The following is a 23038-nucleotide window of genomic DNA, read 5'->3' as shown; positions in this document are numbered from 1 at the left end:
TCGTATGCAAAAGGCGAGTTTAGAAAAATTTATTAAGAATTTCTAGCCATTTTTGCGGAATCTTGTCTATAAGATAGATCCCAAATTCCCTATAAAGCAAAAAGAAGAGCCAATACCACAAAAGTAAGGAAAGTAGCCACGATATGCTCCACGAGATAAAAGTGGTAAATGTGAAAATGACATTATATAATGTATCAATAATACGTGCGAATCTTGATGGCTTGGGTTTTGTTTTTCTAGGTTTTTTGAAAAGTGCTTTTTTACGTTCTGCAAATAATTGTTTTATTGATTTAGGTGTTTTAGGATTGTGTGAATGTTGAGAAGTAGGCATTAGAGAAGCGCTTGAATGATTTTATAAAGTGCAAATAATGCTAAAAGACGCAAGGGTAGTGCAAGTCGCAGGGTGTAAAAGTATCTTTTAAATGTGGGATTAGTATGTGCTGGAGGTGTTAAACCAAAAAAGAGATAAGTAATCCATTGTAGTGCATAGAAAATCCCAAGAAGCACATCAACCAATACAGAGAAAGTTTCAGGTTGTATCACATTGTATTCCTTAAAATATGATAGTTTTGTTGCCATAGACAAAGATTCTATCTTCTAGGGCAAGATTGAGAGCACGAGAGAGGACAACTTTTTCAATATCACGCCCAGCTTTTTGCATATCCTGCCAAGAATGACTATGGTTAATATGAATAATATCTTGTGTGATAATAGGTCCCTCGTCAAGATTCTCATTGACAAAATGTGCAGTTGCACCGATGAGTTTTACGCCACGTTCATACGCTTGTTTGTATGGGTTTGCTCCAATAAATGCGGGGAGAAAGCTGTGATGAATATTAATAATTTTATTTTCAAAATGTTGTGTAAAATCACTAGTGAGAATCCGCATATATTTGGCGAGCACAAGATAAGCGCTATCAAAATGAGAGATAACTTTTAAAAGCTGTGTTTCGTGAGCTTTACGACTTTGATTTTCTGCTGGGATATGGAAAAAGGGTATATAAAATTTATCTGCAAGTGGCTTTAGAGTTTCATAATTACTAATGATTGCTTGAATATGAGCATTAAGTTCACTACTATCATATTTTAAGAGTAAATCACCAACGCAATGATTTTCTTTTGTGCAAAGAATAATAATATTTTTTTTGCAAACAGGTTGGATTTTAAGGGTGCTATCAGGGGGTAAGATTGTTTGAAGTTTAGTATTAAGGAGTTCATCATCTGTCTCACCACATATATGTGTGCGCATAAAAAAACGTTCATTTTCTCTATCAACATACTCATCATTGCGTTCAATATTGAGTCCAAGATCATAGAGCACTGATGAAATATGATAAATGAGCCCTTTTTTATCAGGTGCGCTAATGAGGATAATACGCTGTGTATGAGGAGCATTTAAAGTATTCATAAAGATGTTTTGAGTTTAGGTGTACTCAATGAGAGAATCTTTGAGCTTGCCGAATCTAAAAATTTGTCCATATAGACTTCAAATTTATCTTTTTTGAGCCATATAGCCTCTTTTACGCCTGTGTGTTGTTGTAAGGTAGCAACAGCTTCTTGCATAGAACCAACCTTATCGATTAAGCCAAGTTGTAAAGCCTTGTGTGCTGAAAATACCTTGCCTTCTGCAAATTCTCTATAATCTACCACCTTAAGCCTTGAGCCACGAGCTTTAATTACATCTTTTCTAAAAAGCTCATATTGTTCTTGTAAGAGATTTTCAAGAAATAGTTTTTCTTCTTCACTCCATTGTCGCATTGAAGTGCCCACTTCTTTATAAGATCCTGCTTTGATACCTTGTTCTTTGATACCTATTTTATCAAGCATTTCTTTAATGTTTAATCCATTAAAAATCACACCAATAGAGCCAATAAGTGCGCCACGATTGGCATAAATTTCGTTAGCATACATACCTGCATAATAACTGCCGCTTGCCATTGAACCTTGTGTATATGCAATTACAGGCATTTTTTGAGCAAGTGATTTTATCATATCAGCAATTTCAATACTTGCACCTACTGTGCCACCGGGCGAATCAATGATAAGGAGCACACCTTTGATATTTTTATTTTTTGTAATTTTTTCAATTTGAGCTGCAAAACTTTCACTCTCATAAATTGGCGTAGTGAGATAAAGTTTAGCAAGATTTGGAGAAACAGAATCGCTTTTATCAATATCAGGTGCGAGAATGAGAAATGCAATAAACAAAAATACTATTACTTTAAAATATTTATTGATAAAATCAAGTGGAGCTGTAAAAATGCGAGCAATATTTTGCAAATCATTCATTGCGAATCCTTACCTTAAAAGATTAGAGTATAGCTATACATTCAATTTCTACAAGTGCATTTTTTGGAAGACTTTTAACAGCAATTGTGCTTCGTGCAGGTTTGTGTGAGCCAAAATACTTTGCATAGACTTCATTGAGTGCATTGAAGTGATTGATATCGCTTAAAAAAACGCTTGTTTTGATGACTTTTTGCAAACTACTTCCAGCAGATTCTAAAATAGCTTTAAGATTTTCAAGCACCTGTGTGCTTTGAGCAGTTATATCGCCATTTACAAAATCACCTTGTGCATTAAGGGCTATTTGCCCTGAAGTGTAAATAATGCCATTATAAATTTGAGCTTGAGAGTAGGGACCGATGGCTTGTGGAGCTTTTAGGGTGCTAACTGATGAGATTGTTTGCATAAAAATCCTTTAAAGAGTAAAAAATAGGTTATAATTCTATCATTAAAGTCTAAATCATAGGGGGTAAAAATGCGTATAAAAGGTATATTAATAGCTATAACTGCAAGCGTAGCAGTAATGTGGGCAGATAATATGATTCTTGATTTTGAGACAATCTCACGCATAGAATTAAACCTTAAACCCAATCAAACACTGATGATTGACCATAAAAGAGGTGTATTGCTAGGTATTATGGAAATTAGTCCTAACGGAGCAGTTAAACGATTACCAGTTCCACCCGAATTGCTTGGTAAAAGCGAGGCTGAGGTAATGGGTGAAGCAAAGTCAAATTATGATAAAAAAACAAGTCATTTTGGTGGTTCTCCTACGACATTTTATCACAAAAGCATTAAAGGCAAGGCAAAAATACCAAGTGGCAATGAAAAAGGGGTGGAAGACCTCAAAAAGGGCACAAAGAAACGTGAGGGAAATGTAGAGTGGGATAAGAGCAAAATTATTTATGAACAACAGGAGCAAACTCTTGATATTTTACGCTAAATTTTTAAAGAAGAAACAAGATTTTGCAAAAAAGGTATTATTTTTGCTTAAAATGCCGATGTAGAGAGATGATTAATATACAAATCAAAGTAAGGAATAACTAATGAGGGTTACATTTGGCACAAAATATAACCAAATGAATTATTATCAAGGCACGATGCAAAGTAAGCTTATGGACATGAATACTAAAATTGCTTCTGGCTTAAAGATTCAATATGGCTACCAAGATAGCAGTGTATTTAACCAGAATCTAAAACTTGAATATGAAAAAATCAATCTTGACCAAGGTATTGATGTGGGAAATGATGCTTATACTTCTACGCTTAATACCGATAAAGCACTTTCAGAACTTTCTCAAACTGCCGAGCAATTCAATACGAAACTTATTCAAGCTGCAAATGATATACACTCTCCAACTTCTCGCGAAGCCATTGCTAGAGATTTAGAAAAGCTCAAAGAGCATATGATTAATATTGCTAATACTTCTATTGGTGGTGAATTTCTTTTTGCTGGAAGTAATGTGAAGATTCGTCCTTTTGACCCTGATGGCACATATAAAGGTAATAATGAAACACTAGAGGCATTGGTAAGCAATAATAATCCCATACCTTATAATATCACAGGAGAAGAGTTATTTTTTGGGCGAGATTCTGACCATCATAAAAGTATCACAACTAATATTCGCAAATTTAACCAAACTAAGCTTAATAACGACATTATGGATAGAATCAAACGTGGTGATATTCCAGAAGAAGTGTATATTAAAGTTGGAGATACCTTACGGGATTTGCTTGGAGACAATGACGATGATACGAGCAACAATGGCAAAGAATACTTCTATTTGCGTGGTGTTCGTCCAGATGGCACAAGTTTTAAGAGTAAGTTTGATTTTGATGTGGGTTACAAAAATGTTAAAAATGCTACAAAAGTGCAAGATTTGCTTGATAAAATTGGTAAAGAGTTTGGCAATACAAGTAAAAATAAAGTAGTTGATGTGAATTTAAATTTTTGGGGAGAAATTGAAATTAAAAACTTGCAGCCCGGGAATGCAAACTTAGATTTTCATCTTATCTCAAGTGATGCAGATGTAGAGAATCTTGATGATTTACCAGCACTTGGAGCGAGGGTTACAAGCTATCAAAAAAGTCCTTTTATGGGACAATTTTCTCAAAGTCATATTAAAGCCATCAAAGATAATTATGACCATCGTGATTTGAAATTTCCCTCTACATTTCTTACAAAAGACAATTTTCCAGCTACCCTTAGGACAAAGATTAAAGATGTGATTGCCGAAGATGTTAAAACACTTGTGATTGGAGGAACGCGTCCAAATCACGATGATGGAACAATTAATGAAGAGCCTATTGAGGCATTAAATATTAATGTTGATGATGATTTAGAAGTGCAAGATTTGCTTGAAATGATTAAAAAACATTTTGGTGGTAAGATTGAAGGTGAGATTATACGCGGAGAGATTGTATTACGAGATATGAATGTAACTCATAAAGATAAGGATATGATGGATTTACCATTTAATGGACCAAGTGGTTTTAGTCTTTCACTTATTACACTTAATGATATGGGAGTGGAGACAAAAGGTATAAGGCGTGATTATCGCACTGAATATGATCAAGTAAGTTTTGATAATCAAGGTTCTAAGCTTATTTCTAATGTATCACAGATACTTGCAAATGGTATGGGTTATGCAAATGATGAAACAAAACTTTCTGAAGTGGCAGGAGGTAGTCTTGATGGGCAAACTTATCATTTAGTTCTTGATGATCATAATGGGATACCTGTAAATGCAAGGATTGAATTAAGCAATAAGGGTTCATATTTAGTGTTGCCAAATGCAGACTTTAATATAAATGACCCAAAATCTCAACAAGAATTTTTTATTCCGCTGTATAATCCGCACGATGAGCCACCAGCGGTTAGCGTTACCAAAGCCGATGATGTTACTTATCGTCAGATTCTTGACACAATCGGCATTGCACTTAATTATAGTAATCAGCCTATGGAGCACTACCTTGCCTTGCAAACACAAAATGGCTTGCCAACTCAAGCAGGAAAAAGTGCTTATGAGGCACTTTTAAAACAAACAAAGGGCAATGTGAGCGTATATTTGAGTTATGATGGACGTATTGAAATTAGTGATGAAATGCGCTCTGTTTCGCGTATGAAATTTATGATGTATGATGCTTCAAGCAGCGATTTTAGTGAACAAAGTATCCACAATCATCGTGCTTCACTTACTTTCAATGCTAATAACGCTCTTGTAATTGACCAGCCAGATGTAGATTTTTTCCGCTCACTTGATGGTATTATTGAAGCAGTCCGAGCAGGAGTATATCGTCCTGATGCTTATGGGGAAGAATACACAAGTGAAATGCGTAATAAGGGAATCCAAAATGGTATTGAGCTTTTTGGGCATTTGAGCGATCATATTGAGAAAATGATAGCATTAAATGGAGCACATAGTCGCAGTTTTGAGAATACAATTAGACGTAATGAAGTGTTACGTGTGCAAATAGAATCTATTAAGAGTGATGTAATTGGCACAGATATTGCTCAAACTTATAATCATTTTTCCAATCTTACTACAAATTATAATGCAGTGCTCGCTTCAACAAGCAGAATTAATCAAATGTCGTTGGTAAATTATCTATGATATGTATTCCTATACTCCGATATACTCATATTCGTGATATGCAAGATTCTCATAGCGTATCTTTGGGGACTTTTGAAAAACAAATTCAGTATTTGCATAAAAAGTCTTTTAGTTTTTTAAGCCTTGATGATATTATTGCTTTTAAAAAAGATAATAGTCTTATTCCACGCAGATGTGTGTTACTAAGCTTTGATGGAGCGTGGCGTGATGTGTATCAAAACGCTTATGAGATTATGAAGCATTATTGGGTAAAAGCTGGACTATTTGTGGTAACAGAATGGGTTGATGAGGCTTCAAAGCTAACAAGTGAATATGTTTCTTTGCCTCACGAACAATGTAAAAATGCCATATTAAACAACGCACGTAGTGTGATGTGTAATTGGGAAGAAATCCGCACAATGCAAGATGTCTTTAGCATAGGGTCAATGACGCACACTTATCAATTTTCAAATATTATTTCACTTTCGTGGCACGAGGATTTTGAATTATCAAAGAGATTGATTCAAGAGCAACTTGGTGTGCAGACAAAGCATCTTGCGTGGCCTGATGGGAATTATAATCAAGGATTACTTCGCACAGCAAAGAGTATGGGCTATGAGGCATTTTATACAATGGAGGAAGGCTTAAACCAAGCTACAGAAAATAATGATGCACTTAAACGTTATAGTGCCAAAGATAGTCTTTTTTGGTTAAAAAGGGTGTTATTTGCCACTTCAAATACAAGAAATTTTAGAATTGGCAAAATATTTTTATAATCTGTGCTATAATTCAAGCTAAATTTAAGTATTGAGAGGAAGAGAAAATGAGAATCTTAGTCATAGAAGATGATCCTACCTTATGTAAAAATATTGCAGAAATGCTTAATGAGCGTAGTTATCAGACTGATATCGCAGAGAATCTTAAGGATGGTGAATATTTTATTAGCATTAGAAATTATGATTTAGTGTTGGCTGATTGGGATTTGTCCGATGGTTGCGGGATTGATATAATTGCACAGGTAAAAGAAAAATCTCCCCGAACACCAGTCATTATAATATCTGCTCAAACTTCAGCAGAGAATGAAATACGCGCATTTAAAGAGGGTGCAGATGATTTTGTGCCTAAACCTTTTAGCCTTGAAGTGCTTTTGATTAGAATCCAAGCGCGATTGCGTTTTTGGGGTTCAAGTGTAATTGAGATTGAAGATTTAGTGATTAATCCCGATGAAGAAAAAATTACTTATAGAGGGCAAGAAATTGAGGTTAAGGGTAAACCTTTTGAGGTGCTTACACATCTTGCGCGTCATCGTGACCAAATTGTTTCAAAGGAACAGCTCCTTGATGCAATTTGGGAAGAGCCCGAGCTTGTAACACCTAATGTCATTGAAGTGGCAATAAATCAAATTCGTCAAAAAATGGATAAACCTCTCAATATTGGCACAATTGAAACGGTTCGTCGTAGAGGCTATCGTTTTTGTTATCCTAAAAAACCAAGTGAGGGTTGATTTATTTCAATCACTTTTAAGTCCTCAAACGATATAATCTCCTGCTTCCTTATAGACTTATGCAATAGGTTTGTGAGACAACGCTTCAGGGTGGGAACACAGCAGAGCATCTCATAAATTTGTGTGCCATAAGCACCTGTAAGGGAGTTAGATTTACTTCATAGATTCTTTTAGATTTTTTGAGCATAGATAAATATAAGGTTTTAATATGTGGATTACTCGGGAACTTACATCAAACTTCAGACAAGAATATATTGTTGATACTAAAATTTTAGACGCGCGTAGCACCCATACCATAGAAATTTTTAAAAGTGTTGATTTTGAAGAAGTGGCGATGATTGATAAAAAGCACCTTTTATTAAAAAAATATATTTTTATAGAATCTGAATTGCTCGCTCATATTCCGCTTTGTTCTATACCTGCTCCAAAGAATGTCCTACTTTTTAATAGTTTTAATATTGAAATTGCTTATGAATGTTTCAAACACAATGTAAAAGTAGATTGTGTGCAAGCAGACAAGAAGAGTTTAGATTCTCTTGTGAGTTTTTTGCCACATTTTCAGCAAACGATAACGCATAATGATTTTGCGCTTTTTGCTCAAGCTATGGATTTGGATATTAAAAAATATGATGTCATTATTGCAGATTCTTTATTAGATAAACATCAGATTGATGGTTTATCGCGTATGCTTACAAATGAGGGCATACTTATAGTGCGAAGTCATCACCCACTCCTTGAAGAGGAAGCATTTATGCAAAAGATAAGAGAATATGCACCATTTTTTAAGATTATTATGCCTTTTTTCCCTTATTTGAGCATTTTAGGCGATAAAAGCTATATTTTTGCTTCTAAACATTTCCATCCTTGTGCAGATATGCTGCTCCAAAAAATAGATTTGCTACCTCATTTGCACTATTACAATGCTAAGATTCACGAAAATGCTTTTACCTTGCCAAATTTTATATTTGAGAAAATACAGGATATTGCAAAGTTCTAATTATGGATAAGCAACTAAGATATGCAATTGCCCTTACTGGTTCAATAGGGAGCGGCAAAAGCACATTTGTAAGTTTGCTCTCGCTTTATGGATACCAAAGTATTTGTGCAGATTCCATAGCACATAAAGTGCTTGAAGAACATAGTGCGGAGGTAATTGCATATTTTGGTAATGAGATTTTGCAAAGTGATAATACAATTAATCGCAAAGTGCTTGGCAATATTATTTTTGCTTCATCATCTAAACGTGAGGAGTTACAAGCTATACTTCATCCACATATCCAAAAGGCAATTCTTACTCAAGCACAGCAGCTTGAAGAAAAGAAAGTATGGTATTTTATAGATATTCCTTTATTTTTTGAAGTTGGGGGTAAGGAAGCCTATCCTGTGGCTCGCTCACTTGTCATCTATACGCCTAAAGCAAAAGCGATTGAGCGCATTATGAAACGAAATAATTTTACTTTTGAAGAAGCTAAAGCGCGTATAGATGCGCAGATGCCCATTGAGAATAAATGTCGTTTAGCTGATGATATAATTAATAATGAGGGTGATTTGCGCACTTTGCAACATAATGCAGAATCTTATATACAATCTTTACCTTGTGTAGATTGTGTGCAAAGTTCTTAAAATGGAGGATTGTATGCGTTTTGTAAAATATAGTAGCAATGGCAATGATTTTCTTATTTTCACTACTCATACCTATGATGATGGCTCTCGCACTGCTTTAGCAAAAAGTGTTTGTGAACGACATAATGGCATTGGTGCTGATGGTATGGTGGCAGTTATTCCTGCTATAAATAAAGATTATGCCTATGAATGGGAATTCTATAATGCTGATGGCTCTATTGCAAAAATGTGTGGTAATGCAAGTCGGAGTGTAGGGCATTATGCGTATGTAGAGGGTATTGCTCAAAAACGACACTTTTTTTTAAGTAAAGTTGGACTTATTGGCATTACACTAGATGATAACGACATTTCTTTAGTGCAGAGTGATTTAGGTGAGTGTGCTTTATTGCAAGAAGATATTATAGAATCTAATCCTTATGGTGTGAAATCGTGGAACTTGCTAGATTCTGGTGTGCCACATTTGGTGGGATTTGTTTCGCAAGAGAATGCTTTGCCTACACAAAAAGATAGATTACTTGAAGATTTAAGACATAAATATAACGCAAATGTAAGTCTTGGCTTTATAGGAGAGGGTGCGATAAGTTATAGCACCTATGAACGCGGTGTTGAGGATATTACTCAAGCGTGTGGCACAGGTGCGATTGCAGTATTTGCTTTAGCTTTAAAACTTGGGTTATGTGAGAAATCTGCTATTCTTATTCCCCCAAGTAAGGAACTTTTGCACTTATATATGAATGAAGATTTTCATATTTTATTTAAAGGTAAAGTAAAACGTATTGCTACTTGTGAATGGCTTTTAGAATCTTAAAGTGTAATTTACTCAAAAATTTCTTTAAAATACTCATTGCTTTGTGATTTGGGTATTGTCTTTGTCGTAGGAATTGCAAGGACTTTATAAATTTTGGTATATTCAAGATATCGCAGGTGTATAATATCGCCTATGCGCACCTCTTTGCTTGGTTTTGCTATGATATTATTGATTGTTATCACACCATTTTCACACATATCTTGCGCCAATTTGCGCCGTTTAAGGATATTAACACTGCTTAGAAACTTATCAATGCGCATTATCGTCTCCTTTGGATTGTATGTTGGTTGATTTTATAAATACGCGAGGGTGTTTTTTGACTAAAACCTCGCTTATCTAATACAATTACATCACATTTTTCCCGTGCCCATATTTCATTAAAATCTTCCTTGGTGGGATTTGCAGAGGTGGAATAAAGAGTTTTAAACTCCTTAAGAAAGTATGAATGTAGCCCTTCACGCACAAGCCTTAGAGCTTTTTTATTTGGATAGATAAAAGTTGCATATTTGGCTTTACGAATCCTATTTTTATGTTTTTTTGGCACGCGAACAAGTGTTTTGAGGGTATGAAGAGAGCTAGATTCTATAAGGAGAGGCTGTTCTTTAGGGCGTGATTTGCAAAGATTAAGAATCTCCGCATTATGGCTTAAAAATCCCGTAGTTGTATCACATTGGGCAAGATAAATAAGCGAATGTAAGTTCTCTTTCATACTCTACCTTTATTAGATGCTATAAATAGGCACAATACTAGCATAAAATATTTTTTAAAGCAAAGTGAAATTAGTCTGAAAAAAAACAAAATTTTTAGTATTTATACATAAAATTTATCAAAATTGGAATATCTATTGCTTGTAAGTGCGTTATAAATATCGTAGATTCTATCAGAAAGGATGTAATATGTTAAGGTCTTTATGGTCAGGGGTTAGTGGTATGCAGGCGCACCAAATTGCGCTTGATGTGGAAAGTAACAATATTGCTAATGTCAATACCGTTGGTTTTAAATACTCAAGAGCATCTTTTGTGGATATGCTTTCACAAATTAAGCTTATTGCAACTTCGCCTTATAAGAATGGATTAGGAGGGCAAAATGATTTTTCGGTAGGACTAGGTGTTGGGATTGATGCGACAACAAAAGTATTTTCACAGGGAAACACACAAAATACAGATGTAAAAACAGATGTTGCCATTGAGGGCGATGGTTTTTTTATTATTTCTCCTGATAGAGGCACAACACATAACTATACTCGTAATGGCGAATTTCTTTTTGATGCGAATGGGAATCTTGTAACCACAGGTGGGTATGTTGTGCAAGGTTGGGTGCGTCCGCCATTAGAAGCAGCAGAATCTGGCACAATGAGTGATTTTGATTTTTTTAGGGTAGATAATACGGGACCTGTGCGTAATATTCAAATTGACCCCGGTATGGTTATGCCAGCGCGCGCAACCAAAACTATTACTTTACGCGCTAATTTGAATGCAGGAAGACATATTGACCAAATGCAAGATGTTGCAGCTTTAGATTCTACGGCACAAACAGCAGCAGATGGCGTAGTGGCTATCTACGATTCGCGTGGAGTGCTTACACAAGTAGGTGAGGATTTGGGTGTATTATTTAATGATGATGGTGATGCATTTGCTTTAAATGAAAATCAAGGTATTTGGTTAAGTTATAAAACAGCTGCTATTCGCCACGAAACCGTTGTAACAAATGAAGTGAGCACAATAGGTATCAATGGTGAAAAAGTCAGCTTTTCAAATAACTCTGCGATTACGGGTGTAAGCTCAATCGTAGCCGCACAAAATGCTATTAATTCATTGCGTGATAAAACAGGTGTAAATGCTTATGTAGATGCAGGACAGCTAAGAATTGAGAATCGCAATCAAATGGACGGCGGGGAAAAGGTAAAAAATATTCGTATTACTTCTGGCGGCACAGGCGTGTTACAAAATTTTGTTCAAGGCGAAGAAGATATTACTGCTTTTAGATACCGCTATACTAAATCTGAAGATGCAGATTCTACCACCGGGCAATTTAGAACAACAGAAGACTTGCGCGCCCTCATACAATATGATGCGAATATGATTAAAAATCCTGAAAAAACTTATTATGAAAGCACAGCTACGGTAGGAGTAACAATTAATCGTTGGGGTATGTTTGAGATTGCTAATCACGATGATGCCGATGATGAACAACGTAATCTTAGTTTATATGTTACAAGCCATTTTTCCGATAATGTAACAAATAATGTGCTTTTTAAAGAAACAATGAAAGCTTTAAATACAGCTTCTTTGATTGAAGGTGGTGCAGCAGTAAATACGGGCAAAATTGTCAAAGCCACACACGCTACAAGTGTAGATATTGTTGATAGTTTGGGAAGTAAGCATAATGTTCGCTTTGAGTTTTGGAAAACAGGTGATGCAGTATGGAGTTTCCGTGCGATTGTGCCTGAACCTGCACAATTTATTGGAGGTTCTATCACTAAGCCAAATGTTTTTGAAGGTGGAAGAGCAAGTTTTAATAGTGATGGTTCGCTTTCAGGTATGAATCCACCTGTTTTACAATTTGACCCTAAAAATGGTTCAAAAGGACCACAAAGATTGGAACTTAAATTTGGAGCAAACGAAACTTTTGGTGGGCTAACGAGCGTAGATAAGATTTCAGAAACTTATTCAATTAACCAAAATGGCTACCAAGCAGGGGATTTAATGGATATTCGCTTTGACTCCAATGGTTCTCTGCTTGGTGCATTTAGTAATGGACGCTCCATTGCCCTTGCTCAAGTGGCACTTGCAAACTTTGCAAATAATGCCGGTTTGCAAGCAGAGGGAGGAAATGTATATTCCCAAACAGGAAACTCTGGGGAACCAATGGTGGGCGCAGCAAATACAGGGCGCAGAGGCGGTGTGTCTGGTTCAAAACTTGAGATGAGTAATGTGGATTTAAGTCGCTCTTTGACACAGCTTATTGTTGTGCAAAGAGGATTCCAAGCAAACTCAAAAGCAGTAACAACTTCAGACCAGATTCTTAATACTTTACTTAATCTCAAACAATAATTGAGGTTAATTGAGTAGGCTTAGAAATAACCTACTCAATCTTTTTAACATTTTTGTAACATTTCTTCCTCTACTTAGCTTTTAACACTTTCTTGTTTTATATTTTTCTTGTTTTATATTTTTCTTGTTTTTTTTTTTTTTTGATAGTATGCCTGGCTGTTTTATCAAATAGGAGGGATACTTTATGCATAAAAAAGTTTTTTTCTTAGGAATTTGTTTAACTATTTGCTTTTCTCAAGAAAATACAAAAAATGGCTTTCATGGCACAATCATACTTGGAGCTGGAGTGAGAATCATCAATAGTCATTTATTTCCCCAACCAAAGGATTATTTAAGTAGTCTTCAAGCTAAACCAAACAATTATTATCAGCCTATCCCTCTAATTGGCTTAGATGTTTCTTATAATGGTATTTGGGGAGAAGATAAGATTTTTTTAAAAGGCTTTAGTGGTAGAGAATTAGGAGGATTAAAGCTTGGATATAGCACTTTGATAAAAAAAAGACTTAAAAGCGAATTTGCGCTTATTAGCTCTATATATGAAAGAGCCTATGCTAATCCTTATATTGAAGGAGCGCGTAAAGAAAGGCATCTAAGTAAAATTGGTTTTGGTATCACACAATCTTATATGTTCTCTCCCTATCATTACTTATTTGTGAATTATGTGTTGCAACATCACGATTATAAAGGCGAAAGCATACCTTATCCATCTCTTAGGCGCAATAAATTTTTGCATCAAGGCGAAATTGGTTATTCATTATATATTGTTAAAATTTTAGCGCATTATGATTATATAGTTGCAGATGGTGAGGCAGAGAGTTATTCAAATATTGGTGGCAAAATAGATATTAACATTCCTTTGATGAAAGGGACACTTGTTTTCAAACCGAGTTTTGGATATTTTGAGTATGAAACTCTAGCAATCAATCCTATTTTTAACAAACTTAGAACTGGTTTTGTGGCTCAAGCAAGTTTTACAATGTATAAACTCAACTTTTTTCATCCTCGTGTTTTATTTTTTGCAAGTTATAAAAAAGAAAAGCGCAAAAACAATATCAGCTTTTATAATGAGGATTTTCAATACATAATGAGTGGGTTAGGCTATAATTTTTGATAAAAGCTAAAAAATTAAGATTCTAGGCTTTAGTATTAAAAGTGGCAGGAGTGCTGCCGATGAAGCCTCTCCAAAGTGCCGATACACTTAAACCTACCAATAGAATCTTAAATACCAGCTCACTTTGCTTGTGCATAGAATCAAATTCGGGTGTGGCAATATTACCAAGCGCTTGAGCTTCCATAATATAAGGTGTATAATACAGCGTGAAGAGAAAAATCATAATTACATTAATACCACCAATAAGTGCCCAAAAACGCCTTTGATTGCTAAAGTTAAAGAGTTGCGCACTCCAAAATGTAAGCAATTCATACACAATAATCACTCCTGCAAGTATATTAAAAAACACATTGCTTTTGAGGAAAATTTTTCCCATAAGTAAGCCACTATCGCTTATAGAAAGCTGTGGAAGAAACTCTCCAGCTTTAAAAATTGTCGCTGCAGCAAAAACACAAGCTATAATACAGCCTACACCTGCGCCAAGTAAAAGAATATAAAGCGCATCAAGCACACGAAAAGTTTTAAAAAGATTCATCATAGCTCCTTATATTTTATTTATAAGATTGTATTTAAAGATTCTTAATTAAGCCCCATATTACAAAAAGCAGCTAAAATCGCACCTTGATTTATTAAATATAAGGGCAAAAATGAGTGTGGATTTAGGAGAGTATGATATAGCTATCATCGGGCTAGGTGTGGCAGGGAGTAATCTTGCTGCACTTTTAAACCCTCATCTTAAAGTTATCGCACTTGATAAAAAAGACATACAAGGGCATTGCAATGATGAGTATTTTCATAAGCCTTGCGGTGGGCTACTCTCTCAAGGTGCGCAAAAGGCTTTTGCGATGCAGGGTTTAAATCTCCCAAATACACTTTTAGCAAATCCGCAAATTTTTGCGATTAATACTATTGATTGGCATTATCCCTATGCTTCATATATTCAAAAAGCTTATATCAATATGGAGCGACATCGCTTTGATTTATGGCTAAAATCGCTTATTCCTCCTCATATTCATACTTTTCATAAGGCATACTTTAAACGCATAGAGCAAAAGCAAGGATTTTATACGATTTATTTCACACAAGAGCAAGATTCTCAATATATATCTTATCATTGCAATGCGCGACTTGTCATAGGTGCAGATGGTGCAAAAAGTCATATTCGCCGCTGGCTTTATCCACAGCTTAAAACACCCTCGCTTGTATGTATCCAAGAGTGGTTTAAAGAATCCACTAATTCAATGCTTTCTTGTATATTTGATAAAGAGCTAAGTCCAAGTTATAGCTGGAGTATGTCTAAAGATGAGTATTTTATTTTTGGCGGAGCATATCCTCATAAGCAATGCAAAAGGGCATTTGCTACACAAAAAGAGCGGTTAAAAAACTTAGGATTTATTTTTGGACAACCCTTTAAGCGTGAAGCCTGTCTTGTGCTTACTCCTACGAGGTGGCGTGATTTTGTGCGAGGACATAGCGGTGTATTTCTTGTTGGCGAGGCGGCAGGATTTATTAATGCAAGCACTCTGGAGGGTATTAGCGGAGCGATGAATAGCTCAAGGATTCTAAGTGAGATTCTCAACAATGAAGAATTTAATGCTCTCTCACACAGCAAAGATATAGCATTGTGGTATAAATTGCTTCATCGCACTTATACAAAACGCACAAGATTCCTTGTATGCAAAACACTTTTGAGGCATTATGTGCGTTATCCTTTTATGTTTATTCCATTGTTTAGACGTTTTATTTTACGATTTGGCATATTGCGTGTGCGATGTGGGCTTAAGAATAAGCATATTGTCTAAGATGAAAACACATATTTTTACGCCTACTCTCCCAAAAGAGGTTTTATATATCCTTGAAAGTTTGCAGAGTGCAGGATATGAGGCTTATATTGTGGGCGGTTGTGTGCGAGATATGCTTCTTGCTCAAAACTCCCATATACCTTATGTTATAAATGATTATGATATTACGACTTCCGCCCTGCCACAAGAAGTGATGAAGCTTTTTGCACACACAATTCACACAGGGTTAAAATATGGCACTATAAGCGTTTTGATAGAATCTCAAAGTTATGAGGTTACAACCTTTCGTATTGATGGCTCATATATAAATGCGCGTTCCCCCAAAAATGTTACTTTCACGTGCTCCCTTGCACAGGATTTACAAAGAAGAGATTTTACAATTAATGCTCTTGCTTATGCGCCTTGTAGTGGGCTTATTGATGAGGTGGGAGGTTTAGCAGATTTGCAACACAAGCGTATTGTGTGTGTAGGTGATGCGTTTGCTCGTTTGAATGAAGATATTTTGCGGATTCTACGCGCTTTGCGCTTTAGCTCTACACTTGGCTTTGAGATAGATTCTCACACAAAAGAAGCGATTTTTTCACTTTCCTCTAAAGTGTGCCTTATCGCCAAAGAGCGCATAAGAGTGGAATTTACAAAGCTTTTGTGTGGAGCGTGGGTAAAGGTAGTGCTTGATGAGTTTAGATTTGTGATAAGTGAAATTCTCCCACAAATGCGTGAAATAATTGCAAATAATACTTTATGGCAACATACACTTTCTATGCTAGATAATCTTACCCCTCGTAGCCACACTCTAGCGTGGGTAGCGTTTTTGTATCACACAGATGAATTAAAAGCACGAGATATTTTGCAATCACTTAAATTTGACACATATAACAAGGACTATATTTGCTCCCTGCTTGTCTATGTTAAAAAGCCTTTAGACAATAATCCCACCACGCTTAAGACGATGCTTGTAGATATGGGAGGGCGCAAAAAAGGTGAAGCAATGTTTAAAGATATGCTTAAACTCAAGGTTGCGGTAATAAATGCGCAAGATACAGCGGATAAAGCGCAAAAACTTCAAATGCTAGATTCTATCCATTCTCTTTTAGAGTGTGTTCTTGCTTCCTCTGTGCCTTTAGAATTAAAAGAATTATGTCTTAATGGCAGAGATTTAATCTATATCGGAGTGCCAAAGGGTAAGAGAATAGGGGAGATTCTCCATTTTTTACATCAAGAAGTGTTGCACGAGCGAGTGAGCAATACAAAAGAAGCATTATTATCAAAAGCACAAGCGTTTTTACAAACCAAAAAGAGTGAGATTTAATACATACATTTAAGATTCTTTATAGAATCTCCCCACCAATAAGCTTATATCGCTTCCAATAATGCTCTGAAAAAGCTTTTACTTGCGCATTTGTAGGATAATAGCCATCTGTTTGCACAAAATCTTTGAGCCATTCCTTTGCAGGGGATTTTTGTAGATAATGTTTTGCAAGCGAAATATAAGTGCGTTGATACCATTGCATTAATGCTTTGTATCGTGATGTATCAATTTGTAACTTAGGACTTAGAGATTGATTGAATCTAAGCACACCACTTTCAAACATACCGCTTAAGTGGATTAATCCCTCACAATAATATGCGCGCACCTCAATGCTCTCTCGCCACGCCATAAGTTTTATTGCACGAGCGATTGTGTCATTAAGCAAACAAGTGAGGATATGCTCTTTACCGCCAAGTTGTGCTTCATAGAGTGCTATATCTTTGTGTGTTTGTTGTGCATTATTAATTTTGCTCTCATAATGCAGAAAATACGCTACAAGACCACCACAAGTGGCTTTAAACTCCTCAATATTTTTAAACTCCCCATCAATATTCATACATCTCTCACTCTCTTCCTCAATCCACAAAATATGTCCAAATTCGTGCCCATTTGTGCTTATATCGTAAATATAATGCCATAAAGATTCATTATTCAATAACACATCACGCATATCTTGCAAAAATGCAGCAGGGAAAAACTCTGCATTTATTTTCATTTGCGGTTTGGCTCTTTCTTGTGCGATGATTCTATCAGGGAATGCAAAAATTTTCTTACCCTTTAAATGTGAGATGTGCTCATCGTTTGGCACAACTTGGGCAGAGAATAAGCCATTATTTTCAGCACCATAGATGAGCACAGGAAGCGCATTATAAAGTTTAGTTTGCTCTAATGCACCTCGCACACTAGCTTTTAACATCTCGCTTGCATTTAATTCCTCACTCATCATTTTAAACATTGCATTTATATTTGCCTTTGTGTGTGAGGGCAGCATATTTTGAGGACTTTGCAGGCGCAAATCCCATTCAGGTGCGACACTATGACGATAAATATCCTCGTAATATTCAAAAGGGTGCGCTATTTGTAAAGGCGTATCAATATCTAGCCATTTTGAATCCACCTCTTGCCACCGCTCTATGAGATAAGCACTCTCACATTCAGCCCACGCAGCATAAAGTGCTTTAAAATACGCAATATAAGCTTCTTTGCGATTGTATATTTCATCTTTTAAACCATTTAGACGCTCAATGCTTAATTGCAAAGATTCAAGTATGTGTTTTACTTCTTTAGGAAAGGCTTTGTTATAGGCACAAGAGGTAAAAGAGTGGGTATGAGGCAAAAATTGTGGCACAGAATAGCACCGCCCAGCTATTTTTCCTTCTTTATCGCGCTCCAAAGTCGGCTCAAGCAAAGCAAGAACTTCCTCAAAGCGATATGAATGTTCTAAATCACGATTGATTCCATCAATAAGATGTTTTTGCCACACCTTAAAAAACCCGTTCATCGCCTTACCTATACGATGTGTGCTATCCAAAACTTCTCGGTAAAATGCGCTTAAAAACTTTTCTTTATGGATAGATTCTATAAACTCGCTTTGAATTTTCTCATAATAATTCATTACAAAATCAAGTAGCATCGTCCTGCAAGCGTCTATATGCTTTTCTTGCATTTCCAAAGAGGGTGTAGATTTAGATGTATGTTGAGATGTGGGCTGGTTTTTTAGAATCTGCACGATTTTTTCCTCACGCAAACTAATGATACGCTCTGCTAAAGCCATAAGAGTAGGTGTTGTGGGTTTGAGTGAGCATTGTTTGGCAAGTGTGCAAAGGATTTGATATTTTTCTTGTATTGCGGGTGAGTGAGGCTTATCGTGTGATTTTATCGCTTCAAAAAATTCATATAAATGAGCATTTATATCCTTGCTCATTGCATATATATGGGTTAAATCCTGTGTAAAATGTGCTTTTTTAGACATATCTTTCCTTTTTCAAAAATTTGCAAAACTTTGCCATAATATCACTTATTAAATAGTAAGTTAAATATTAAGGAGGAGAGAATGAACTCCCATTTTGAACGCATTATTGCTCAAAATAAGCTTAAAACTTATGCGGTTTTGGCTATATATATCATCATTTTTATACTTATTGGTTTGCTTGCAGATATTATTCGCATTGACGCTCCTAGCTTACAAGAGGGGTTTATAATGCTTCTTAGTTTTTATGAATTTCCTCTTATTACCTTTGGAATGGCAGTGGTGGCAGTGGGCATTATTCTTTTTAGCGTGCAGCGTTTCTCACGCATTATGCTAAGTGGCAATGAATATAAACGCATTAATCCTAATAATGTGCTCTCTCGTCAAGAATCTCGCCTGTATGGTGTATTTCAAGATTTACTTAGAAGTGCAAATTGTTCTTTTGAACCCGCACTTTATATTATGGAAGCCCCTTATATGAATGCTTTTGCGAGTGGGTGGAATGAAAAAAATTCTATGATTGCTGTTACTTCAGCGTTGTTAGAGCGATTAGATGAGAGTGAGCTAAAAGCGGTAGTAGCGCACGAGTTAAGCCATATTCGGCACGGAGATGTGCGATTAACGATGTGTGTAGGGATTTTAAGCAACATTATGCTCTTAGGTGTGAATATTTTTGCCTTTTATTTTAGCTCTGCTCAATCTCAAGGAGCAAGGGCAGCACGAAGTATTTTGCTCATTTTACAATTTGTCCTCCCACTTCTTACACTTGTGCTAAGCCTTTTTATCTCTCGTAATCGTGAATATATGGCGGATTCTGGAGCAGCATATTTAATGAAAGAAAGTGAGCCAATGGTTCGGGCATTACAAAAAATTAGCCAAGATTATGCGCAAAATAATTATCAAGAGCCAAATCCCACACGAGCAAATGCCTATCTTTTCGGCATAGGTGAGATTCTAAGCACACATCCAAGCATACAAAATCGTATAAAAGCATTACTTGGACAACATTTTTAAGCAATGGATAAAATCGCACGAATAAGGTGAGATATAAACATTGAAATTAAAGCATAAGCAAAAATATTATACAATTTACACAATGCAAAACGCGCAATTTTTAAAAAGCGAGAAAATATGCAAAAATCTAGCCACGATTCTATCTTAGAGTGCAATGCGCAAGCATTTTTTGAATCTTTATGTCAAAATGTCGGCGAAAATCCTACGCGTGAGGGATTACTTCATACACCAAAGCGCATTGCTAGTGCATTTTCCGATATGCTAAATGGCTATGCCAAAAGCCCAAAACAAGCGCTTGGTAGTGTCTTTGAAGATGGCGTATGTGATGAAATGATAGTGCTTAAAAAGCTACATTTTTACTCTATATGCGAACATCATCTTTTGCCATTTTTTGGGCATATTTCTATTGGATATATCCCTGATAAAAAGCTTGTAGGTATTAGTGGCTTAGCAAGATTGACAGAGGTTTTTACACATAGATTACAGATTCAAGAGCGTTTGACTGCCCAGATTGCAGATGCGCTGATTGCTGAGCTTAAACCCAAAGGGGCAATGATAGTTTGCCAAGCACGACATCTTTGCCTTGAAATGCGCTCTAATGTGCCACAATCTCATATTATTACTTCTGCTTTACGCGGACTTTTTAAAAAAGATTCTAGAACAAGAGCAGAATTTATGCAGATTCTCAAAGATTAAAACCCTCATAAGAGTATTTTTCAAGCTAAATTTTACTTTTTTATTGACAAAGTGCTTTTTTTTTGCAAAAATGCCCCATCCGTTATCGGATTATTAACTTTTTGGAGGTTTTCTAATGAAAAAAATTGTTGTAAGTAGTGCTTTATCAGCTCTTCTTGTTTTACCAGCAGCAGCTTTTGAAGTATATAATGCTGATGATACTAAAGTTGATTTATATGGTTCTATTCGTGGTTATATGGGTTATGGTGAAACTGGTAATGGTGGAGAAAATGCAGGATACCTAATTGGGGTGCAAAATAACTCACAATTTGGTGTGAAGGTAAAATCTGGTAAATTTAGTGCAAAAGTAGAACTTGGTGCAAAAGAAACAGGTATAAGCGGTGATGGCACACCTTATCGCGAATATTGGGGAGCTTATGATACAAATATAGGACAAATCCTTTTTGGTAAAGCAATGTCTCCAACGATTGATAATGCTTTCACAAGCAACTGGTTAAGTAATGATAATGGCTATCAAGGGGTTGGTGGTGTCGCTACAGGTAATCGTCAAATCCAACTTCAATATAATGTAGCAGGATTGAGTCTTGCTTTTATTGAAGTAACTGCTGGTAATGGTAGGGGAGATTTAAATCAAGAATCCCCTCGTATTGCTGCAGCTTATACAATCAAAGGTGCGAATGGACAGCCATTATTAAAAATCGCAGGGACATATAAATACTTTAATGGGCTTAATAATCCAACTACTCCCAACCCATTGGCTGGAGCTAATGCGTGGCACGTATGGGCTGGGTTAAAACCTACTTTTGGTAACGCATATATCTCTGTGCTCGCACATTATGGTAAAAATGGACATCTTTATGGTGAGCAAAAAACTACATATAATGGAGGTGGCTATTTACTTAACCCTCTTGACACTGATATTGGGCTTAATGCAATAAGAACAGGTGGGCTTGTAGAGTTTGGCACAAAATTAAGCAGTGATTTATCTCTTGCAATTGGTGCAGGATATCAAGCAACATTTAATGGTGGTGGTCAAGCAACAACAAGTAGAACACCAGTTAGTGGTTACGGAAAACTACACGGATATTCTGCGTTTATCAATCTCCCTTATAAAGTCAATGCAAACTTCACTTTTGCTCCTCAAATAGCTTATTATGGGCTTTCAGGTAGTGAAAGAGTAGCAAATGCACAATATAAACAAACAGGTGTGGTTGCTGCTACACGATTTAAATGGGATTTCTAATTCTTTAATCCCCTCTCCTTTAATAATCAAAGCTTAGGGCATAAGCCTTAGGCTTTGGAGACTTTCTCTTAGAAGTTCACTCTTTCTTTTTTTTGCTTTATTATACGTTGTGTATTTGATTGAAAGTATTTAGTTTTTCTTAGATTTTACTTGTTCTTTATACTTTATCAAATCTTTAGAATCTAATACTTTGAGGTTGTTTTTGTCTAAAATACAACGCAGAGTTATACCCCACACTTTTGGCTAAGGCGCATAAATCCTCATATTTAAATCCGATATGTTCTATGCTATGTGCATCTGAACCGAATGTAATAGGAATACCTTTCTTATGTGCTTTGTGTAAAATAGATTTGCTTGGATAGGCTTCATTAATAGGTTTGCGCCACCCTGCAGGGTTTAGCTCTAGTGCAAGATGATTATCAGCAATAGATTCTAAAGCTAAAGTAAGCTCTATTTCACAAGAGGGCGGAATATTATGTCCAAAAAGTTTAAGTAAATCAAAATGCCCCACAATTTGAAACAATCCACTTTGTGCCATACTCTCAATAGATTTAAGATATTGCTTCCAGCACTCTTTCATATCCACCTTAGCATATTCGCCAATAAATGCGGGGTTGTCAAATCCCCAAGTGCCTAAAAAATGCACTGAACCAATGAGATAATCAAAGGGATATTCTAATATGCAAGATTCTAATAAATCCTCTCTATGGAGGATATAATCCACCTCTAGCGCACAAAGAATCTCAATTTTATCTTTAAATTCCTCTTGTAAGGCACGCACTTCCTCGCAGTATAAAGGCAGTTCTTGCACACTCATACGATAGGCTTCATCAAATGCCATAGGGGAATGACAAGAAAATCCAAATACATTAATATTTTGCGCAAGTGCTTTTTGGACATATTCTCTCATCGTGCCTGTAGCGTGATGACAAAGGCTTGTGTGATTGTGTAAATCAATGCGCATTTGCTCTCCTTATGTTTTTATAATGTGCATTTGTTTGCATTGAGATTCTATAATGGCACGCTT

Annotated in this window: 24 protein-coding genes; 14 read left to right on the top strand and 10 right to left on the bottom strand. The window is 35.9% G+C overall.

Annotation, left to right across the window (positions count from 1 at the left end; all coding sequences use genetic code 11):
- Nucleotides 1-19: 19 nt before the first annotated feature.
- The 5 genes from LS66_RS02190 to LS66_RS02170 are packed head-to-tail and all read right to left on the bottom strand — an operon-like array spanning nt 20 to nt 2692.
- A complete protein-coding gene (locus tag LS66_RS02190) occupies nt 20-331 on the bottom strand; it encodes a hypothetical protein (protein ID WP_034326010.1) in 312 nt (103 codons plus the stop codon).
- On the bottom strand, nt 331-543 hold the full coding sequence (locus tag LS66_RS02185; protein WP_034366789.1) for a hypothetical protein: 213 nt from the start codon (nt 541-543) through the stop codon (nt 331-333). The genes LS66_RS02190 and LS66_RS02185 overlap by 1 nt, the downstream gene beginning before the upstream one ends.
- Before the next feature lie 10 nt (nt 544-553).
- A complete protein-coding gene (gene purU / locus LS66_RS02180) occupies nt 554-1408 on the bottom strand; it encodes a formyltetrahydrofolate deformylase (protein ID WP_034366792.1) in 855 nt (284 codons plus the stop codon).
- Nucleotides 1405-2289 carry a signal peptide peptidase SppA gene (sppA, locus tag LS66_RS02175; protein WP_201273638.1) on the bottom strand — a complete coding sequence of 295 codons (885 nt, stop codon included), beginning with the start codon at nt 2287-2289 and terminating at the stop codon, nt 1405-1407. The genes purU and sppA overlap by 4 nt, the downstream gene beginning before the upstream one ends.
- A 22-nt stretch (nt 2290-2311) precedes the next feature.
- Nucleotides 2312-2692, bottom strand: coding sequence for a RidA family protein (locus LS66_RS02170; protein ID WP_011116532.1), 381 nt, complete (start codon nt 2690-2692; stop codon nt 2312-2314).
- 69 nt (nt 2693-2761) lie between these two features.
- Here LS66_RS02170 and LS66_RS02165 point away from each other — a divergent pair, with 69 nt between their 5' ends.
- The 7 genes from LS66_RS02165 (at nt 2762) to dapF (ending at nt 9814) form a co-directional block, all read left to right on the top strand.
- On the top strand, nt 2762-3229 hold the full coding sequence (locus LS66_RS02165; RefSeq protein ID WP_011116533.1) for a hypothetical protein: 468 nt from the start codon (nt 2762-2764) through the stop codon (nt 3227-3229).
- A gap of 103 nt (nt 3230-3332) precedes the next feature.
- Nucleotides 3333-5900: a flagellar hook-associated protein FlgL gene (gene flgL, locus LS66_RS02160; RefSeq protein WP_034366796.1), complete on the top strand. Its 2568-nt coding sequence runs from the start codon at nt 3333-3335 to the stop codon at nt 5898-5900.
- A complete protein-coding gene (locus LS66_RS02155; RefSeq protein WP_011116535.1) occupies nt 5897-6655 on the top strand; it encodes a polysaccharide deacetylase family protein in 759 nt (252 codons plus the stop codon). Before flgL ends, LS66_RS02155 begins: the two co-directional genes overlap by 4 nt.
- A gap of 47 nt (nt 6656-6702) precedes the next feature.
- Nucleotides 6703-7383 carry a homeostatic response regulator transcription factor HsrA gene (hsrA, locus tag LS66_RS02150; protein WP_034366799.1) on the top strand — a complete coding sequence of 227 codons (681 nt, stop codon included), beginning with the start codon at nt 6703-6705 and terminating at the stop codon, nt 7381-7383.
- Between the two features lie 208 nt (nt 7384-7591).
- Complete coding sequence (locus LS66_RS02145) at nt 7592-8380, top strand: spermidine synthase (protein ID WP_034366802.1); 789 nt, start codon at nt 7592-7594, stop codon at nt 8378-8380.
- A gap of 2 nt (nt 8381-8382) precedes the next feature.
- Nucleotides 8383-9006, top strand: a complete 624-nt coding sequence (gene coaE / locus LS66_RS02140) for a dephospho-CoA kinase (RefSeq protein WP_034366804.1) — start codon at nt 8383-8385, stop codon at nt 9004-9006.
- Nucleotides 9007-9019: 13 nt separating this feature from the next.
- Nucleotides 9020-9814, top strand: coding sequence for a diaminopimelate epimerase (gene dapF, locus LS66_RS02135; RefSeq protein WP_034366806.1), 795 nt, complete (start codon nt 9020-9022; stop codon nt 9812-9814).
- Between the two features lie 8 nt (nt 9815-9822).
- On the opposite strand, the gene LS66_RS02130 is transcribed toward dapF, so the two are convergent.
- Together LS66_RS02130 and LS66_RS02125 are read right to left on the bottom strand one after the other, a co-directional pair.
- Complete coding sequence (locus tag LS66_RS02130; protein WP_011116541.1) at nt 9823-10074, bottom strand: RNA-binding S4 domain-containing protein; 252 nt, start codon at nt 10072-10074, stop codon at nt 9823-9825.
- Complete coding sequence (locus LS66_RS02125) at nt 10074-10523, bottom strand: hypothetical protein (protein ID WP_011116542.1); 450 nt, start codon at nt 10521-10523, stop codon at nt 10074-10076. The genes LS66_RS02130 and LS66_RS02125 overlap by 1 nt, the downstream gene beginning before the upstream one ends.
- Before the next feature lie 187 nt (nt 10524-10710).
- On the opposite strand from LS66_RS02125, the gene flgE reads away from it, so the two are divergent.
- Both flgE and LS66_RS02115 read left to right on the top strand, forming a co-directional pair.
- Entirely contained in the window at nt 10711-12867 is a 2157-nt protein-coding gene (gene flgE, locus LS66_RS02120; protein ID WP_011116543.1) for a flagellar hook protein FlgE, read from the top strand.
- 184 nt (nt 12868-13051) lie between these two features.
- Entirely contained in the window at nt 13052-13978 is a 927-nt protein-coding gene (locus LS66_RS02115) for a DUF2860 domain-containing protein (RefSeq protein ID WP_011116544.1), read from the top strand.
- Between the two features lie 22 nt (nt 13979-14000).
- On the opposite strand, the gene LS66_RS02110 is transcribed toward LS66_RS02115, so the two are convergent.
- Entirely contained in the window at nt 14001-14513 is a 513-nt protein-coding gene (locus LS66_RS02110; RefSeq protein WP_011116545.1) for a DUF4149 domain-containing protein, read from the bottom strand.
- Between the two features lie 112 nt (nt 14514-14625).
- On the opposite strand from LS66_RS02110, the gene LS66_RS02105 reads away from it, so the two are divergent.
- Nucleotides 14626-15780, top strand: coding sequence for an FAD-binding protein (locus LS66_RS02105; protein WP_034368026.1), 1155 nt, complete (start codon nt 14626-14628; stop codon nt 15778-15780).
- A 1-nt stretch (nt 15781) separates the two neighbouring features.
- Complete coding sequence (locus LS66_RS02100) at nt 15782-17089, top strand: CCA tRNA nucleotidyltransferase (RefSeq protein ID WP_052057506.1); 1308 nt, start codon at nt 15782-15784, stop codon at nt 17087-17089.
- Between the two features lie 19 nt (nt 17090-17108).
- Here LS66_RS02100 and ciaB read toward each other — a convergent pair whose 3' ends face one another.
- Nucleotides 17109-19061 carry an invasion protein CiaB gene (ciaB, locus tag LS66_RS02095; RefSeq protein WP_034368024.1) on the bottom strand — a complete coding sequence of 651 codons (1953 nt, stop codon included), beginning with the start codon at nt 19059-19061 and terminating at the stop codon, nt 17109-17111.
- An 81-nt stretch (nt 19062-19142) separates the two neighbouring features.
- On the opposite strand from ciaB, the gene htpX reads away from it, so the two are divergent.
- The 3 genes from htpX to LS66_RS02080 all read left to right on the top strand — a co-directional run bounded on the left by htpX (nt 19143) and on the right by LS66_RS02080 (nt 22011).
- Complete coding sequence (htpX, locus tag LS66_RS02090) at nt 19143-20072, top strand: zinc metalloprotease HtpX (RefSeq protein ID WP_011116550.1); 930 nt, start codon at nt 19143-19145, stop codon at nt 20070-20072.
- Between the two features lie 117 nt (nt 20073-20189).
- Entirely contained in the window at nt 20190-20768 is a 579-nt protein-coding gene (gene folE / locus LS66_RS02085) for a GTP cyclohydrolase I FolE (protein WP_034368022.1), read from the top strand.
- A 115-nt stretch (nt 20769-20883) separates the two neighbouring features.
- Complete coding sequence (locus LS66_RS02080; RefSeq protein WP_034368020.1) at nt 20884-22011, top strand: porin; 1128 nt, start codon at nt 20884-20886, stop codon at nt 22009-22011.
- A gap of 175 nt (nt 22012-22186) precedes the next feature.
- Here the strand turns inward: LS66_RS02080 and LS66_RS02075 are convergent, their stop codons facing one another.
- Nucleotides 22187-22975 (bottom strand): histidinol-phosphatase, encoded by a 789-nt coding sequence (locus LS66_RS02075; protein ID WP_011116553.1) that lies wholly within the window; start codon nt 22973-22975, stop codon nt 22187-22189.
- Nucleotides 22976-23038: the final 63 nt, after the last annotated feature.

It is taken from the genome of Helicobacter sp. MIT 03-1614, from assembly GCF_000762925.2.
GTDB classification, from domain to species: Bacteria; Campylobacterota; Campylobacteria; order Campylobacterales; family Helicobacteraceae; genus Helicobacter_C; species Helicobacter_C hepaticus.
This window is presented reverse-complemented; position numbering and strand designations above follow the sequence as displayed.